Genomic DNA, 17,160 nt, shown 5'->3' on the forward strand with positions numbered 1-17,160 from the left:
TTTATAATTATTATTGATAATAATTATCATTTTCATTTAGATATTATATCCCCACTTTTTTTAAATAGCAAACTATTTTTTCACTTCGCTAAATATTAAAATACTCATTACAATTCCCTTCTAAAACTTACAAATACATGCAAAATAGACTACTGGATTATTTTTTAAATTGTAGTATACTTATTAATTATTTTGATTTTTCTAATAAAAATCCCGAAGGTGACACAATGTTCCATATAAAACAACTACTACACTTCACTTACGAGCAAGCATTATCTTGCTTATTCCCAGTCGTTATTTTCTTAACACTAGCCCTTTCAAAAATCGTTTCTATTCCAGGGTTATATCGCTATGATTTCATACTCATCGCATGTCTTCTTATGCAGTGGATTATGTACAAGACTGGACTTGAGACGAAAGACGAATTAAAAGTAATTACTGTCTTTCACCTCATCGGCCTTTTACTAGAAATATATAAAGTTCATTTCGGTTCATGGAGTTATCCTGAAGAGGCGTATTCAAAGATTTTTGGAGTTCCGCTTTACAGCGGCTTTATGTACGCAAGTGTCGCAAGTTACATATGCCAAGCGTGGAGAAGGTTGCATTTACAAATGCATTATTGGCCGAAAGCTATTTTTACCGTGCCATTAGGAGCAATGATTTACTTCAATTTTTTCACGCATCATTTTCTATACGATTTTAGATGGTTCTTAACTTTACTTCTATTCATCGTTTTCTTTCGGACATTTGTGGAATTTTCATTACGAGGCGTTACATATAAAATACCACTCGTTCTCTCCTTTTTCCTTATCGGTTTCTTCATTTGGATTGCAGAGAACATCGCAACATTTTTCGGAGCATGGCAATATCCAAATCAACGGGAAGCATGGAATCTCGTTCACTTAAGCAAAATTAGTTCATGGTTTTTACTCGTTGTTATTAGCATTATGATTGTCACACAGCTCAAACATTTGAAGGAATCAAAAAGATAATGCTGATTATGTAAAAACAGTTAGCCCATCACTCATTAGAGAGTGATGGGCTAACTGTTTTTAGTAATATTTTTTAAACCTTCCTTATCAAGGGAGTTATAATTTACAAGAGTATAAGCAATTACACATTATGAACTGCTACTAGCAGAAGATGTTGCTGCAGATGAAGCGGCAATCGTTGCCATCATGGCTGCCTGTTGTGCTTGTATGAGGACTTCTATCATTGTTTGTAAACCTGTGTTAGTAGCTTTACTTTCCTCACCTTTCTGACTTACGAACAGTTGAATAGCAATAAGAATATTCGTATCTGTATGCCAACGGAACAATTTATCCCCCTGCAATTTTTCAATAAATGCTCGAATAGAATGAATCTCTTTTTCTCCGTCCTCGAGTAACGCTAGTAGCCCGATAGCTGGGTAATGCATCTGTTTTACTTTTACCTTTTCTTGCTTTAACAAATTCCATATATTTGTACATTTTGCAACTAATAGTTCTTCCCTGACATCCTTCTTTAGTGAAAGAATATGACTCAAAAATTGAAGATCATTCCCTTTACGCAAACCAGCTGTCGCTAGTTTCTGATAAAGACGTTCCACTCGGTCCATAAGTGTTTCTACATGCTCTGATTGTCCTGCTAATAAAACTGCGAGCGGATAATCATTTGTACTTGTAAGAAAGAGGTGATCCTTTTTCATGCGTTTATATACTTGCATCGAACGCTGAATGTGCGCGCCATGCTGTTCATTTTCTTCTGTTAAAAGCACAGCTGCTGCGAGATAAGTAAATATACTCCGGCTAAAGCCACCAGTGACCAATTGTTCATATAAATCTAAAAACGTCCGAAAAGCTTCCTTGTAATCTGTAAAGTGAATATCTAATGTTGCGGCCACTACAAAACGATGATAAGACTTTAAGTATGAAAACATCCCTACCTGATTCTTAATATAACTACTAATTTCTAAAAAACGTCCGAGATCAAACAATTTATCACTACCTGCATACATAGCAGCAATCATCATTCCTGTTCGAGAATCACTCGTTTTCCATTTTAGTTCTCCCTTTAACTGTACATATGTATGTTTATATTGCTCCAACTTTTTCTCTAATGTAATCATAGTATTCACCCCTATTTCTAGTTCTTCTCTATCATTATACGTATATTCCATATTTAGGAATACTATAATTAATAATCACAACATAAAAAATTATAAAATTCTCTAATCCTTCAAGAAGTTATACAAAAAAGGTAGATAATAATTTATCTACCTTTTTTGTATATATTATTTAACATTACAACTGTATTGCTTGTTATATGCAATTAAGACTAAAGAGCTTTAATAATACGTTCCATCGCTTTCATTTGCCCAATATGATCAGCTTCATGATAAAGCATCATACCGTAAAGCTCCCCTACTGTTTCCAATCCTAGGAATGGCTCTGGCAGTTTATTTTCAAATGCTTCTGCTGGAATTTCGTTAATACGTTTTGCTTGTTCTTTTAATTGAGCCGTTAACACTTCTAACGATGGTCCTTCTGTCGTCCATTTAGATGGTCTTGATCCATATCCAAACATACCTGGATATTCAGTTGGCAATTGTTTAAATTCTCTTCCGAACATGAAAGTCTCTGCTGCTGTTAACACGTGACCGATATGCCAACGAATTGTATTGTTAAAACCCTCTGGCTGCGTATCCACAGTTTTATCATCTAACGTTTCCATAAATTTAAGTAACGCCCCGCGCGTTATTTCAAATTGTTTTAAACCCACTAGTCTATTCATTTTATCGTTCCCCTTCTTGATGTACAATTTATTATGAACTAAGAATGTTCAACTTATTAAAGTTTCACCTTGTTTAATCTATCAGAAACAAATAAGAAATACATCTAATATGCTTATTAAAAATAATAAAAAGGTTCACTCCTCGTAAATATAGAATTACTTACTATGTTAATAAAAGAGGAGTGTACTTGCATGTTACATATTTTAAAACAACAATATAATCTTATTAGCTCTACAAGAGAAACTCTATTTTCGTTTTTGGAAGAAATCCCAGTAGAAAAATTACATAGCACAGTTTCTAATTTCGGAAGCGGTAGCATTATAAAGACTCATATTCATGTAGCCGATTGCTATCGATACTGGCTTGGATCATTCGCATTCAAGCAAAAAAGAGCAGATTTTTCATTTGCTAGCGATTACGAAATTGAGCATGCAGATGTCGCGAAAGTCCGTGCTAGATTTAAATTAATAGATGAGACTGTACAACGTTTTTTAGATGAATACAATGACCGTTGGCTCGAAAATATTGCAAATGAAGTAAAGTGGCAAAAAGAGCCTTGGAGTACAACTCCGCTATGGCTTTTAACTCATACAGAGACTCATGAGTTTCATCATAAAGGACAAATTGTATCAATGGCTAGGCATCTTGGATATACTCCTCCTGATACAGACCTTAGTTAATACATTCGTGTTCATTTAAAAGCGGAATGAGCAGCAAGAATAATAGTATGATCAAAAAACTCGTTGATACATTTTGTTGTGTATAAAACATTTATTATTTGTTTTAGGTATACCATGCCATTATAAAATTCATGTAACATCGAATTAAGATTCATATTTTTTATGTGACTCATTGAAGAAAGTTTAAGTATTTATACATTCAATTACTAACTAAAGGAGAAAATTATAATGAGATTAGAGAGCGAAAGAATTTATTTAAGGCCTCTTTGTCAGCTAGATGCTCCTATTATATTAGAAAGTACAATGGTTGATGAAATAAGATATATGACTGGAACTAAGTCCACTTTTTCATTGGAGCAAATTACGAAACATATAGATCATATAAATAATGATTCAAGTCGCTATGATTTCGCTATTTGTTTACAAAGTACTGACAAGATGATTGGAGAGTTGTCGATTTTAGATATCGATGAGGAGAACAAAAGAGCAGGATTCAGAATATCAATGCTTTCAATAGCATTAACAGGACAAGGCTATGGAACTGAAGCTATTAAAATAGTTTTAAGATTTGTTTTTGAACAACTATCATTAAATCGTTTACAGTTAGAAGTATTTAGCCATAATTTACGCGGAATTAAAGCTTATGAAAAAGTTGGTTTTGTAAAAGAAGGAACCTTACGTCAATCTTTATTTTATAACGATACATACTCAGATGAAATTATTATGGCCATACTTAAAAGCGATTATATAGAGAGACCTTTGTAAATGGATGCACTTAATCTATTAAACAAATTTAAAGAACCTTACCACAATAAAATGCAGTAAGGCTCTTTCATTTTTATATCAAATAACAGCTCTTAAAACATGTATAATCGTATCAATACCAAATAGTCTCCGCATAATTATATGCATCACTATTCGGAATTGCATGTTTCCCCTGCGCTTGCGCTTTTCTTGGATCTAAATCATATACCATTGGCGTATAGCATGATGTTTGCCCTTTATTTACAACACCATTTCCTCCAGCACTTCCGCAAGTGTATGCCTTTCCATCTGTTTTTCTAACAATCCTTGCATCAGCTTCATTATTATAAACTGCCAGGCGAGTTACAGTAACTTTTGCCCATGCTGTCTTACACGTCGTGCTAAATTTTAATTCCACATAAGAATTTGAATCAATCCACTTCTTTTCTTTCGTTACTGCGGATTGATCACAGCTATTATAATAAGGACTTTTCCCATCATATGAATGGTCTTCCGCGTATGCTTTATCATTATTGGTCGTACTAAACACACTAGTTACGATGAGCAATGCCAGACAAAGACATGCGCTTACCTTTTTAAAAAACTTCATAGAATTCCACTCCTTTATTAATAACGTGCTGTTTTCCCGTAACCATTATTAATCGTCACCGCTTCGGCATCAGCTGTATAACCAAAATCAGCAGTTAAATCAAACACCATTCCTGTATACGTACTCGTTTGTCCTGTTTTAATTGCCCCATTGCCACTATTAGAGTCTACTGATTTTTGGAATACACCATTTTTATATTTATTAATAACAGCGTAAGCATATACCCCTCCAGAAACAGAAGGAGCTGGTTGATCTAAAACAAGCTTAGACCACGCTGCATGACATTTATTACTGTAACGTAAATACACTGTCCCTACTTTTTTACTACCTTCATAAACTGCTGTAGACTTTGCATTAAATCCATCTGCATCACACGTTGTACTTCCCCCGTATACTTTCGTTGTTGCTGGATTTTTCCCGTCATAATAACTACTTAAATCAGTAGCTGCAAATGTACTTCCTTGAAAACTAAATAATACACCTATACTTGCCGCACTTAACACGCATACTTTCATTAACTTTTTAAACATTTTAAATTCCTCCTCACAATAAGTACGTATACTAAAGACAAGCTATACTGCTATGTAAGTCCTCCTTTCACGCTTCCTAGAGGCATCTTACAGAAACGAATAAATGTTGTAAATTCCCTTATGATTATTGGAATATACGAAGAATTTTACTTATCCTTGTAAGAAAAAAAGTTGAGAAATACACATTTTATAGCATTCTATATTTAAAACATAAAAGAACCGATACTTGTTATATTCAAGCATCGGTTCTTTATACATAATTGCCATTTTTTCTTTTATATAAAATAAATATTTCTCCACTTAATCCGTTACAAAAAACTCCCTCGTTACATCAATAAATTGTCGCAGTGGCACTGTCATCCATTTGTCTTTATGCCAAGCGATTTGCGTATAAATCGGAGAGATTGTATTTTCTAAATGTAACTCTTTTATCGTCCCCTCTCGTATATCTTTTTCTACTACTATTGCTGGTAAAACGGCTATGCCTAAATCTGCAATAACACATTGTTTAATTGCTTCAACACTAACAAACTCAATTTTATTTGCTGGATATACATCTTCCCAGCGAAATAGCTCTTCAAATAAAGTCCGATACGAGCAGCCTAATTCTGTTAGTAACAGTGTTTCACTCTCTAAATCTTTTATAGAAGCAGTAGTCTGTTCAAGTAAACGATGTGTAGGAGCAGCTACTACTTTTAATTCTTCTTTCATAAGCGGTTCCACATGTAAAACATCTTCTGTTTTACACTCATCCAAAATAAATGCAAGATCTACTTTTCCCTCCATCAATTGTTCCTTCGCATCTTTATTGGAATGTGCTGGTTTAAATATAAGTTTTATTTTTGGGAATTGTATTTTAAACCTCTTTAATATAGAAGGCAGTCTGTATGTACATTGACTTTCTTGTGCACCAATTATTAACGTACCTGCTATTTCTTCATCATCTTTCACAGCCGTCTTTGCTTCGTTACTAAGTGCAATCATCTTGTCGGCATATAGTTGAAACTTCCTACCTGCTTCAGTTAAGAAAAGACGTTTTCCTAATCTTTCAAATAAAGGTGTACCAAGCTCAGCTTCTAACGTTTTAATTTGCGCTGTCACGCTCGATTGAGCAAAGTTTAATTTCTTCGCAGTTTGTGTAAAGTTCAAAGTATGTGCCGCTACTTTAAATGTAATTAACTGTTTTATTTCCATTTATCATCCCTCTTTTCAATCGATATTTCCGATTGATTCCATCGAAATAATCCTCTTTGCCTATTGATATTTGTATTGTATGATAAAGAACATCTATAAACAATATAAATGGAGGTATTCCATATGAAAGCACTTTGTTTCGAAACATTCGGAGACGCTAATGTTCTACACTATAAAGAAATACACGATCCAATCATAAGTCCAAATGAAATTCTTGTCCGCACGAAAGCAATCGGATTAAACTTCGCTGATATTTATAGACGCCGCGGCGATTATCATCTTGCTGGCAATCCGCCTTATGTATTAGGTTATGAAGGAGCTGGAATTGTTGAAAAAGTAGGAGCTGACGTTACTACTATCAACCTAGGAGACCGTATTGCATTTGCGGACGTCCCATTTGCAAATGCAGAACTAGTTGCCGTTCCATCTGAAAAAGTAATCCCACTACCAGATTCTATTTCTTTTGAAACAGCCGCTTCTGTCTTATTACAAGGATTAACTGCACATTATTTAACGTACGATAGCTATCAACTAAAACAAGGTGATATAGCTTTAGTACACGCTGCAGCTGGTGGCGTCGGTCAACTTCTTATTCAAATGATTAAACTACAGGGCGGAACAGTAATTGGTCTTACATCATCAAAAGAAAAAGCAAAGATAGCTACATTAGCTGGTGCCGATCACGTATTTTTATATACCGAAGCATGGCATATGAAAGTACTTGAAATGACTAATGGAACTGGAGTAAATGTTGTGTATGAATCAGTAGGTTCTACATTAGGGGAAAGTTTTAACGCTACTAAAATTGGCGGTACTGTCGTATTTTACGGAATGGCTGGTGGTAATCCTGCGCCAGTTGATCCGCTTATGCTTATGGATACTTCAAAAACTTTAACTGGTGGAGACCTTTGGAACGTGCTTACCACTTATGAAGAACGTAAAAAACGATCTACTCAATTATTCGATTGGATCGCAACTGGAAAATTAAACATTTCAAATCCTACTACATTCTCTTTACAAGACGGTGCTCTTGCTCATGAATTATTAGAGAGCCGTAAAAGCACAGGGAAGATTTTATTAATCCCATAATTCACAAAATGAAAAGGAAGCTAGATTTCTCTACCTTCCTTTTCTTGTATCTATTGGAGATTTAATTATATTTCAACACTTTCTTTCCCTTTTGCAACATAACTCATATCTCCAACAGACTCGACTGTGTATGTTCCATCTTGATATACAATTTTCGTCACACTAGCATTTTCCACTCCAAGTTTTGTTTTGCTACTGTCTAACATTTCTATTAAGGTAGTAATCAAAAGCCCATGAACGACAACTAAAACGTTACCGCCACCATTTCCAGCAGCTTCTTCACTAATTTTATCTATCTCAGCTTTTATGCGAGTAGAAAATAATTCCCAATCTTCCGCCTGTTTTGTAGGATCTGCTACTCTAATAAGATTAATCACTTCTTGAATAGAAAACTTCATAAGTTCTTCTGGTGATGCAACGCCTGCAGCTTTTCCAACCACATCCCACATATTCTCAAGTTTTTCACCTTCAAAAATACCGAAATTTAATTCTCGCAAATCTTTTCTTTGCTCAAGTTTTAATTTTGATTGCTCACTATATTTTAATACTAAATTAGCAGTTTCAATCGCTCGGCCGCTATCACTACTATACGCATTCATAAAATGAATATCTTTTAATCCTGTTCCTAAATTTGTGGCAACTTCAACACCTTTTTCTACTAATGGAGAATCAGCCCAACCTTGCGCGCGATGATTCGTATTTAATATTGTTTTACCGTGTCTTGTAACATATAACGTAACTGCATTCTCATTGCTATCTGTTTCTCGCTTATTCATTTCATTCTCTCCCTTTACGTTTCTATATCAATTTTACCACCTCAATTATTCATTGAGCAAAATATACGTCAGTAGATCCGCTTAATAAAAAAAGCTATCTTTCTGTATATCCATACAAAAAGATAGCATCTTTTATGATTACATTTCTTAACCGTTACTCCTACTCAGCAAAAGCACTCGAATATTGTACAATTCCTTCTACACCTCGAAGAGAATTTTCTGTTAATTCCATTATCATAAATACCTCTTCAGGCACTTCAAACGGTGCTTTTATATTCCACTCACTTGCTTTCTTAAAACCAAATTTCGGGTAGTACTCTGGATGTCCCAATACTACAACTGATCCGTATCCAAGTTCTTTCGCTTTTTCTAATGCAGCTACAATCAGGTTTCCACCAATTCCCTTTTTCTGATGACCCCTAGCAACTGAAACTGGTGCAAGTGCTAACGATTCTACAGAAGTTCCATCTTGTTCTATTGTAATTTTCGATAACATAATGTGACCAACTATATCTTCATCTACCGCAACAATTGATAACTCTGGAACAAACGCGTCACATTCTCTAATACGTTTTACAAGTTCATGTTCTGTTTTATCACTAAATTCTTCCTTTAAAAATGCTTCTTTTACGACTTCTTCTGTTTTTCTATAATCATTTTTTTGTTCTTGTCTAATCGTTACCATTTTAACTTATCCTCTATTCTTTCTTATTTCTTTTTGAATTTTACGCAGTGCTTTTTTCGATCCGCGCTCAATATCGTGTTGCATTTTTCTTTCTTTATAATCAACAAATAGTGTATTTAAATCGTATCCTTCTGGATATAACTCCTTCGCTGCTACTTCTAAAGTAATACGTTTTACATTTACTTCAACTAATTCACCGTTATAATATACAACAACGTTATAAAAATTATCTTTTTCCTTATAGATGATACCAAAATCATCATGATCCAATAAATTAACACGATCGCCTATTTTGTACTCATAATGAGATTCTCTTTTTTCTTGTACAAATTTCGGTTTTCTAATTTTACTTTCATTCACTTTTTCTAAAGCGTACTCTTTATTTCCCATATACTCTTTCGCTCTTTTCAGTACATGTTCTTTTACGCTCATTTTATTCGCAATCCAAAGTGCATTACTTTCTCCTGATTTTCCGATAACTAATTTATAAAGCGGCTCTAGCGTTTCACTATTAAACTGCATCGCTGCATTCATAAAGTCATCATGCATTTCTGAGAATCGTTTAATTTCTCCGTAATGCGTACTCGCAACGGTAATACATCCCGCAAAGTACAACTCTTCTAAAATAGAAATTGCAAGTGCTGCACCTTCATTTGGTTCTGTACCGCTCCCTATTTCATCAAATAAAAGTAACGTATTATTATTTGACATCCTCATAATCTCAGAAAGATTTTTCATATGAGACGAAAATGTACTTAGTGCATTTTCAATACTTTGATTATCACCAATATCTACGAATACATTTTCGAAAATAGCGATTTCTGTACCTTTATCTCCTGCAATATGAAGACCTGACATTGTAGCTAATGTTAACAATCCAATCGTTTTTAACACAATTGTCTTTCCGCCCGCATTCGGCCCTGTAATAATTAAACTACGATACTCTTGACCAATTTTAAAATGTAACGGTACAACTTGCCCTGTTAAAAGCGGATGCTTACAATTCACTAAATGAATGTAGCCATGATCGTTTAACTTCGGTTCTATTCCATCAATCGATTTACTAAACTTCGCTTTCGCAAATACCATATCATACTGACTAATTAGCTCCATGTTAATCTTTATACTATAAATGTTTTCTAACACCATTCCTGATAAAGTTGCTAAAATCTGATACTCTTCAACCGCTTCTTCTGCTTTCAAACCTGCTAATTCTGCATTCAATTTCGTAACCGTATGCGGTTCTATAAATACAGTAGAACCTTTTGCCGAGGCTTCAATAATACTTCCAGCAACTTGATTTTTATAGGAAGATTTAATTGGAATCGTATAACGGTCATCCTTTTTACTAATAAAGAATTCCTGAATGAATTTCTTATTTGCACTACTATTTAAAAACTTCGTTAAACGTTCTTTTATTTTCCCATCTACAGAATCGATATTATTTCGAATTCGTTTTAACTCTTTACTTGCAGCTACATCAATACTATTTCCTTTAATTGAAAAGTTAATTTCCTCTTCAATACTTTTATATTCAGTCATTGAATTTGCATAAGAAGCTAATACTGGTGCAAAAAATTCTTTATCTAACATAAACTTTTTAATCTTTCTACACCCACGTAAAAAGTCTGAAACACTTACTAATTCTTCTGGATCTAAAATCATCCCTTTTTCTAATTTTTGAATTGTACTAGCAATATTAGAAATGCCGAAGAAAGGAACATGCCCTTCTGCATCTAATATAGCTCGTGCTTCTGTCGTTTCATTCAAGCGATTTCTCACTACTTTTATACTCGTACTCGGCTCTAATTTGTTTAATAATTCCTTACCTAATCCACTTACACAATAAGATTTCACTATATCCTTTAATTCGTTATATTGTAACTTTTCAAAAGTCATCGTATTCATTTTGTTTCTCCTCACTATGATTGATTTTTATCATAAATGAAGATACCTACTCATTAGATTCCAATGAGCTCTACATTATCCAATTACCATTTTTATACATTAAAAATATATACAAAAAAGCTGCGGGGATACCGCAGCTTTTACATTTACAAGGCATGAGTAATAACATATGAGGAAATAAGCCATAAAAAACAGATGGCAATCCCCTTATTACACGCTTTATAAAGTGTTGTAGGTATCTTCATAGGTATCGAAATAAATCCATGACAAATTTAGGGGTATGATACACATAAAAATCCCCTGATTTTATCCGATTTATTTCATTAAATTTTTCCTATTTAGTACCTACCGCACTCACAAAAAAGCACCTCTCATTAATTTATATTATAGTCATTGAAATCTAATTTACTGAAATCATCATACTATATGTTAAGTGAGAAGTAAAGGTGTCATACCTTTATAACTATGCAGCATGTAAAAAAGAAGGGGGAAACCTACCGCTGAACATATATGGAAACTGATCCTCCACTTACTTGGAATTGTCCCCAACCATCCTTATTAATTGTTACAGTATTTGTTTGATTACCCGTAATATCGTACCATACTTCCCCTGCGTTATTCTTCCCAACATCCATCCACTTTGACCCTCCTGGTCCATCAGAGATTAATGTTGCTAAACCAGAATTAGCATGTACACTATCACCTTCTCTTGTCCAGCCAATCACATCTGGATGATCAAAATAATCACGCTGCGTACCGTATGCAAAGTTTTTTCGTGCCGTCAAAATCGGATCAATTTTGTCCTTTAACGCTGGAATTTCATAATTACTATTTCCTTTTGTACCATAGTAATCACCATAGAAAACAGAAGGATATCCCTCTGCACGCGTTAAAATAAATGCATATGCCAACGGTTTGAACCAAGGGCTCACTACAGATTCCAATGACTGACCAGGCTGTGAATCATGATTTTCAACTAGAGTAACCGCAAGTGTAGGATGATTCGCAACTACCGTTCCTTTTAAAATATTTCTCATATCATAATTCCCATTTCCTGTTGAAGCATAATGAAAATTATAATGCAGTGGTGCATCGAACACAGATTGATTATAATTGACCTTCGCTAAATAATTATTTAAAGTCTGGATATCATTTTGCCAATATTCAGCTACTGTAAACATTTCTTTCCCCGTTTGCTGTCTAACATGATTTACCCAATCGCGCAAATATTCATGATCAATATGTTTAACAGCATCTAAACGAAAGCCATCTAAATTTAATTCCTTCGCATACCACGTTCCCCATTTTTTCATTTCATTCGCAACATCTGGATGATCAAAATCAAGATCCGCGTACATCAAATAATCATAATTCCCATTCTCGCTAGACACTTCCCAGTCCCACGCTTTACCTATGCCCCTAAATTTATAAATTCGGTTTAATTTCTTTCCTTCATCCCAATCTGTTCCGTCAAAATGATACCATTTCCATTTGAAATTAGAATAAGAATCTCCACGCCCTGGAAAGTTAAATCCTGTCCAAGCACTAATTTCATAATCACCTGATACTTCAACATTTCGATTGCTTGGGTCTACCTCAACTGCTGTGACAGTTTCTGTATAATCAGCCCCACCTTTATGATTCATAACTACATCACCGTATACATCGATGTTTTTCTTATGTAAAGCGTCAATTGCAGACTTCAATTGTGCTTTCGTCCCATATTTCGTCCGCACTGTTCCCTTTTGATTGAATTCCCCCAAATCATATAAATCATATGCTCCATATCCTACGTCATTTTGCGTAGTTCCTTTATATGCAGGTGGTATCCAAACAGATGTAATTCCCTTTTGCGCTAAATTTTCAGCATCAGTACGCAAACGATTCCAATGATTCCCATCATTCGGAGCATACCACTCAAAATACTGCATTAACGTTCCATTGTTAACTGTATCTGCATATGCTTTACTCCCCTCATATATACTAGGTAAAAACAAAACAACTGACAATCCGACTATTGTTATTCTTTTAAACATCTGTACACCATCCCCTTCTAAGAAAGCGTTTGCATAGTTTATCAGAATTATTATAATATTCGTCCCACCGTTAGTAAAGTAGCAATCTCTCACTCTCCCACATTATTTTTAATCTCACTTCAAATATTCAACGTAGTTTTAATTTCACATCCTATTCAAGATTGTTTACAATTTACCTATAAAAGCATAACGGAGGGATTTCGATGACAGACTTTCAAAAACAATTTTTCGCACGATTACATATAGAAGAAAAAGACACAGTTTCATTTGAAGATTTATCTAACATTATGTACGCAATGGCACAAACTGTTCCTTTTGAAAACTTAAATATTCTCGAAAAGAATTTTAAAGAAATATCAAAAGAAAATTTGAAAGAGAAAATTTTAGTAAATAACCGTGGCGGTCTTTGTTATGAACTCAATCCTACTATGTATTACTTCCTGAAAGATTTTGGATTCGATGTTCATCTCGTTTCAGGAACAGTTTATAACGCTGCAAACTCCATATGGGCTGTTGATTCTGGCCATATCGCAACCGTTTTAACACATCATAATGAACTTTATTTAATTGAAGTAGGATTCGGATCATACTTACCTCTTGCCCCTGTCCCTTTCTCAGGTGAAGTCATTCACTCTGTTACAGGAGATTATCGTATTCGTAAAGAAATGACCGAAAAGGGAAACTACATTTTAGAGATGCGGAAAAACAATGAGTTCTTGGATCAATCTTCTGCTGATGATTGGACGTTAGGCTATGCATTTTATATAGAAGAAGTGGATGAAGAAAAAGCAAATACAGCACAAAAAATTATCGTTGAACATGAAGGGTCACCCTTTAATAAACTACCTCTTATTGTAAAACTAACTGAAGATGGGCATGCCTCTTTAACGAAAGATAGCCTTACAGTAGCGAAAAATGGTAAAAAAACGAAAGAAACCGTTACAGACATGCAATTTACAAACCTTTTACATTCAAAATTTGGAATTACACTATAAGTATGTAAGCCTTGTTATTTTAGCAAGGCTTTTCAATTTTCAGCAGGGATTTTTTGCAATTTGTTGTATTTCATAGTTATATAGAAATATAACTACATGTTTAGAAAGGAAATGATTATGACAGAACTTAAAGATCGATTACAAGTAGCTGATATAGAAAAATGGGATTTAACAGACATTTACCATACAATTGAAGATTGGGAAAGTGATTTTCATAAAATTGAAGTATTAACGAAGGAATTACACGAGTTTAATGGCAATATTCACGATGGCAATAGTTTATTAGCTTATTTAACGAAGAGTGAAGAAATTTCTAGCATAATATCTTTAATGTTCGCTTATGCACGATTACAATCTGACCTTGATACACGCGATACTGACGCGCAATCTCTTGTCGATAAAGTATCACAATTACACGTGAAAGTAAGTGCAGCGAAATCTTTCTTTTCCCCCTTCTTACTTAGCATAGACGAAAGCACATTACATTCTTACATAGAAGAAACAGAAGGCTTACAATATTATAAAGAAGACTTATTTGAATTATATCGTTATAAAAAACACGTATTGAATAAGGACCAAGAAGCAATTTTATCACAGATGGGTGAAGCTCTTTCTTCTCCACAGCACACATTTGGTATGTTAAACAATGCAGATATATTATTTGGTGAAGTGACGACTGACGATGGAGAAAAAGTGAACTTAACACGCGGAATGTATGCAAAGTTAATAGAAGATACGAATCGTGAAAAGCGTAAAGAAGCTTATAAAGCATATTACAAACCATATGTTCAGTTAAAGAATTCCATCGCATCTACTTTATCCGCTGCTATTAAAAATAATGTTACTGTTTCGAAGCTAAGAAACTATCCATCAGCGCTAGAGAAATCATTATTTGGCGATATGGTTCCGAAAGAAGTATATGAAAACCTAATTGATACAACGAAAAAAAACATTCAAACATTACATACATACAATGAAATTCGAAAAGAAAAATTAAACGTAGATGAACTAAGACAATACGACTTAGGCGTCGATTTAGTAGAAGGTGCAAAACAAGACATTCCATATAGTGAAGCATTTGACATTATGATTGCATCACTAGCTCCTTTAGGAGAAGAATATATTGAAACATTAAAAAGTTTTAAAGATAAACGATATATAGACGTAAGAGAAACACCAGGAAAACGTTCTGGTGCTTATAACTTTGGTGTATATGGTGTTCATCCTTTCATTCTTTTAAATCATCACGATGATTTAAATAGCCTGTTCACTCTTACTCATGAATGCGGGCACGGTATGCATACGCACTATTCACATGGATACCAACCAAGAATTTCTGCACATTATTCTATCTTTGTGGCAGAAGTCGCTTCTACAGTAAATGAAGTGTTATTAATTCACTATTTATTAAAAGAAGCAAAAGAAACGAACGTGCGTAACCATTTAGTTAACCATTTTATTGAAAAATTCAAAGGTACTTTCTTTACACAAATTATGTTTGCAGAATTTGAAAAAATCACACATGAAATGGCGGAACAAGGTAAACCATTAAATGCACAAGTCTTCAGTGAAATTTATGAAAAACTATTTAAAGAATATAACGGTGATTCACTTGTATTTGATGAAGAAGTAAAATACGGATGGGCTAGAATCCCTCATTTCTACCGCCCGTTTTACGTATACAAATATGCAACTGGATTCGCATCTGCCATTCAAATCGCTGATAAACTATTAAGCGGTGATCCGAATGCTCAGAAAAATTATATTGAATTCCTGAAAGGTGGAAGTTCTGATTATCCACTAAACCTATTGAAAAAAGCTGGTGTTGATTTAACTACGCCAGAACCGATTGAAAGTGCATTGAAACAATTCACTCAACTTGTTGAGGAGTTTTCAGCATTATAAAAAGCATGCAGAGTATATGCTCTGCATGCTTTTTCATTTGAATTACTCTATTCTATATGCTGCTGCGTCACACAGTGAATCATACCACCATACGCATACAATTCATTCACATAAATACCGACAATTCTTCTTCCTGGAAACTGACCTTCAATAATTTGCAGCCCTAACTTGTCATGTTCATCACCATATACAGGAACTAATACAACTTCATTACCAATATAAAAATTCAAATATGAACCCTTACAGTCTGCTTCTTTTACCACTTTTCTTGTTACTGGTACTGGAATGAGCTGAAATGGCTTTCCATCTATATTTTTCGCTTGTCGTAATTCTTGATAATGCTTTTCGTACGCCTCCAAAAGGTATGGCTCTCCTTCACCGAAAGGATCATATTCATACAGTATCGTATTTTCATTTACAAACCGTGCCGCGCCATCAATATGATAATCCGTATCTTCATCATAATTATCTTCTCCGCGTATACCAGTTATCCATATAAAATTCGTTACTCCTAAATATTTCGTTAATTCCATTTCAATTTCTTTCTGACTTAGTGTGGGATTTCGATTTTCATTTATAATAGACGTTTTCGCCGCCATTAAGGTCCCGTTTCCGTTTATCTCAATTCCCCCGCCCTCTAGACAGACACTAGATTCAACTTTTGGAATGCAATACATTTCACTTATTTTATTCGGAATATTAGCGTCTTTTTCGTACGGATATTTATTTCCCCAACCATTAAATATCCAGTGCGTTAGGCAGCGATTCCCTTCCTTATCCGTTACAAAGATTGGTCCGTTATCTCTTATCCAAATATCATCAGTTTCTTGAATTAAGAAATCAATTTTATCCATATTTACATTAGCTTCCATTAACTTCGATTGGACATGTATTTTCTCTTCTTCATCACATACAACAATATGGACATTTTCTCCATAGTGAAGCTCCTTTGCCATCGATATCCAAATATCATCTAACTTAGCTCTATAACCTTCACCTCTATGTGCTTTATCATGTGGCCATTGGAGCCATGTACCTTCATGTTTCTCCCATTCCGCAGGCATATAAAACAAACTATTTTCTATATTTCTCATACGTGTTCACCCCTTATATGAATGTACGTACAGTCTATACTTTGACATCGTGTTAAGGTCAACAGGAATATCTTCATTTACTTGTAGCAACTTTATAAGGTGACTCTTTATTTCACCTTTTTATTATGATAAATTGCTTTC

General features: G+C 34.2%; 16 protein-coding genes. 6 read left to right on the top strand and 10 right to left on the bottom strand.

The annotated features are described in order from the left end of the window. The first annotated feature begins 227 nt into the window (after positions 1-227). Positions 228-992: a DUF817 domain-containing protein gene (locus MR107_RS02145; RefSeq protein WP_242292031.1), complete on the top strand. Its 765-nt coding sequence runs from the start codon at positions 228-230 to the stop codon at positions 990-992. 128 nt (positions 993-1,120) lie between these two features. Here the strand turns inward: MR107_RS02145 and MR107_RS02150 are convergent, their stop codons facing one another. Both MR107_RS02150 and MR107_RS02155 read right to left on the bottom strand, forming a co-directional pair. Further along, the gene (locus MR107_RS02150) at positions 1,121-2,158 is read right to left on the bottom strand and encodes a DUF4003 domain-containing protein (RefSeq protein ID WP_242245229.1); all 1,038 of its coding nucleotides are present in this window, start codon (positions 2,156-2,158) and stop codon (positions 1,121-1,123) included. Positions 2,159-2,316: 158 nt separating this feature from the next. After that, positions 2,317-2,772: a DinB family protein gene (locus tag MR107_RS02155; protein ID WP_001081123.1), complete on the bottom strand. Its 456-nt coding sequence runs from the start codon at positions 2,770-2,772 to the stop codon at positions 2,317-2,319. A gap of 192 nt (positions 2,773-2,964) precedes the next feature. On the opposite strand from MR107_RS02155, the gene MR107_RS02160 reads away from it, so the two are divergent. After that, a complete protein-coding gene (locus MR107_RS02160) occupies positions 2,965-3,453 on the top strand; it encodes a DinB family protein (RefSeq protein WP_086395302.1) in 489 nt (162 codons plus the stop codon). A 228-nt stretch (positions 3,454-3,681) separates the two neighbouring features. Next, positions 3,682-4,218, top strand: a complete 537-nt coding sequence (locus tag MR107_RS02165; protein WP_086395301.1) for a GNAT family N-acetyltransferase — start codon at positions 3,682-3,684, stop codon at positions 4,216-4,218. A gap of 112 nt (positions 4,219-4,330) precedes the next feature. Here the strand turns inward: MR107_RS02165 and MR107_RS02170 are convergent, their stop codons facing one another. The 3 genes from MR107_RS02170 to MR107_RS02180 form a co-directional block, all read right to left on the bottom strand. Beyond that, positions 4,331-4,807: a DUF2690 domain-containing protein gene (locus tag MR107_RS02170; protein WP_086395300.1), complete on the bottom strand. Its 477-nt coding sequence runs from the start codon at positions 4,805-4,807 to the stop codon at positions 4,331-4,333. A 17-nt stretch (positions 4,808-4,824) separates the two neighbouring features. Continuing rightward, entirely contained in the window at positions 4,825-5,337 is a 513-nt protein-coding gene (locus MR107_RS02175) for a DUF2690 domain-containing protein (protein WP_000473735.1), read from the bottom strand. Positions 5,338-5,637: 300 nt separating this feature from the next. After that, a complete protein-coding gene (locus MR107_RS02180) occupies positions 5,638-6,531 on the bottom strand; it encodes a LysR family transcriptional regulator (RefSeq protein WP_086395299.1) in 894 nt (297 codons plus the stop codon). Between the two features lie 123 nt (positions 6,532-6,654). Between MR107_RS02180 and MR107_RS02185 the strand changes: the two genes are divergently transcribed. Further along, positions 6,655-7,620: a quinone oxidoreductase family protein gene (locus tag MR107_RS02185; protein WP_242292032.1), complete on the top strand. Its 966-nt coding sequence runs from the start codon at positions 6,655-6,657 to the stop codon at positions 7,618-7,620. 65 nt (positions 7,621-7,685) lie between these two features. On the opposite strand, the gene MR107_RS02190 is transcribed toward MR107_RS02185, so the two are convergent. The 4 genes from MR107_RS02190 to amyS all read right to left on the bottom strand — a co-directional run bounded on the left by MR107_RS02190 (position 7,686) and on the right by amyS (position 13,025). Next, positions 7,686-8,396, bottom strand: a complete 711-nt coding sequence (locus tag MR107_RS02190; RefSeq protein ID WP_001042044.1) for a histidine phosphatase family protein — start codon at positions 8,394-8,396, stop codon at positions 7,686-7,688. Between the two features lie 160 nt (positions 8,397-8,556). Further along, positions 8,557-9,081: a GNAT family N-acetyltransferase gene (locus tag MR107_RS02195; protein ID WP_048538081.1), complete on the bottom strand. Its 525-nt coding sequence runs from the start codon at positions 9,079-9,081 to the stop codon at positions 8,557-8,559. Between the two features lie 6 nt (positions 9,082-9,087). Beyond that, entirely contained in the window at positions 9,088-10,989 is a 1,902-nt protein-coding gene (locus MR107_RS02200; RefSeq protein ID WP_048538082.1) for an endonuclease MutS2, read from the bottom strand. Between the two features lie 494 nt (positions 10,990-11,483). Further along, positions 11,484-13,025 carry an alpha-amylase gene (amyS, locus tag MR107_RS02205; protein WP_017656311.1) on the bottom strand — a complete coding sequence of 514 codons (1,542 nt, stop codon included), beginning with the start codon at positions 13,023-13,025 and terminating at the stop codon, positions 11,484-11,486. Between the two features lie 203 nt (positions 13,026-13,228). Between amyS and MR107_RS02210 the strand changes: the two genes are divergently transcribed. Both MR107_RS02210 and pepF read left to right on the top strand, forming a co-directional pair. Further along, entirely contained in the window at positions 13,229-14,020 is a 792-nt protein-coding gene (locus tag MR107_RS02210) for an arylamine N-acetyltransferase family protein (RefSeq protein WP_048538083.1), read from the top strand. A 117-nt stretch (positions 14,021-14,137) separates the two neighbouring features. Beyond that, positions 14,138-15,925, top strand: coding sequence for an oligoendopeptidase F (pepF, locus tag MR107_RS02215; protein WP_000137534.1), 1,788 nt, complete (start codon positions 14,138-14,140; stop codon positions 15,923-15,925). 47 nt (positions 15,926-15,972) lie between these two features. On the opposite strand, the gene MR107_RS02220 is transcribed toward pepF, so the two are convergent. Beyond that, the gene (locus MR107_RS02220) at positions 15,973-17,019 is read right to left on the bottom strand and encodes an agmatine deiminase family protein (RefSeq protein WP_242292033.1); all 1,047 of its coding nucleotides are present in this window, start codon (positions 17,017-17,019) and stop codon (positions 15,973-15,975) included. Between the last annotated feature and the right edge of the window lie 141 nt (positions 17,020-17,160).

This window comes from Bacillus cereus group sp. BfR-BA-01441 (assembly GCF_022663075.1).
GTDB lineage: Bacteria > Bacillota > Bacilli > Bacillales > Bacillaceae_G > Bacillus_A > Bacillus_A cereus.

Bases quoted from the DNA above. Each gene is read 5' to 3' on its own strand.
- MR107_RS02165 (WP_086395301.1), top strand. From the start codon at position 3,682: ATGAGATTAGAGAGCGAAAGAATTTATTTAAGGCCTCTTTGTCAGCTA.
- MR107_RS02200 (WP_048538082.1), bottom strand. From the start codon at position 10,989: ATGAATACGATGACTTTTGAAAAGTTACAATATAACGAATTAAAGGAT.
- MR107_RS02185 (WP_242292032.1), top strand. From the start codon at position 6,655: ATGAAAGCACTTTGTTTCGAAACATTCGGAGACGCTAATGTTCTACAC.
- MR107_RS02210 (WP_048538083.1), top strand. From the start codon at position 13,229: ATGACAGACTTTCAAAAACAATTTTTCGCACGATTACATATAGAAGAA.
- MR107_RS02190 (WP_001042044.1), bottom strand. From the start codon at position 8,396: ATGAATAAGCGAGAAACAGATAGCAATGAGAATGCAGTTACGTTATAT.
- MR107_RS02170 (WP_086395300.1), bottom strand. From the start codon at position 4,807: ATGAAGTTTTTTAAAAAGGTAAGCGCATGTCTTTGTCTGGCATTGCTC.
- amyS (WP_017656311.1), bottom strand. From the start codon at position 13,025: ATGTTTAAAAGAATAACAATAGTCGGATTGTCAGTTGTTTTGTTTTTA.
- MR107_RS02155 (WP_001081123.1), bottom strand. From the start codon at position 2,772: ATGAATAGACTAGTGGGTTTAAAACAATTTGAAATAACGCGCGGGGCG.
- pepF (WP_000137534.1), top strand. From the start codon at position 14,138: ATGACAGAACTTAAAGATCGATTACAAGTAGCTGATATAGAAAAATGG.
- MR107_RS02160 (WP_086395302.1), top strand. From the start codon at position 2,965: ATGTTACATATTTTAAAACAACAATATAATCTTATTAGCTCTACAAGA.
- MR107_RS02145 (WP_242292031.1), top strand. From the start codon at position 228: ATGTTCCATATAAAACAACTACTACACTTCACTTACGAGCAAGCATTA.
- MR107_RS02150 (WP_242245229.1), bottom strand. From the start codon at position 2,158: ATGGAATATACGTATAATGATAGAGAAGAACTAGAAATAGGGGTGAAT.
- MR107_RS02180 (WP_086395299.1), bottom strand. From the start codon at position 6,531: ATGGAAATAAAACAGTTAATTACATTTAAAGTAGCGGCACATACTTTG.
- MR107_RS02220 (WP_242292033.1), bottom strand. From the start codon at position 17,019: ATGAGAAATATAGAAAATAGTTTGTTTTATATGCCTGCGGAATGGGAG.
- MR107_RS02175 (WP_000473735.1), bottom strand. From the start codon at position 5,337: ATGTTTAAAAAGTTAATGAAAGTATGCGTGTTAAGTGCGGCAAGTATA.
- MR107_RS02195 (WP_048538081.1), bottom strand. From the start codon at position 9,081: ATGGTAACGATTAGACAAGAACAAAAAAATGATTATAGAAAAACAGAA.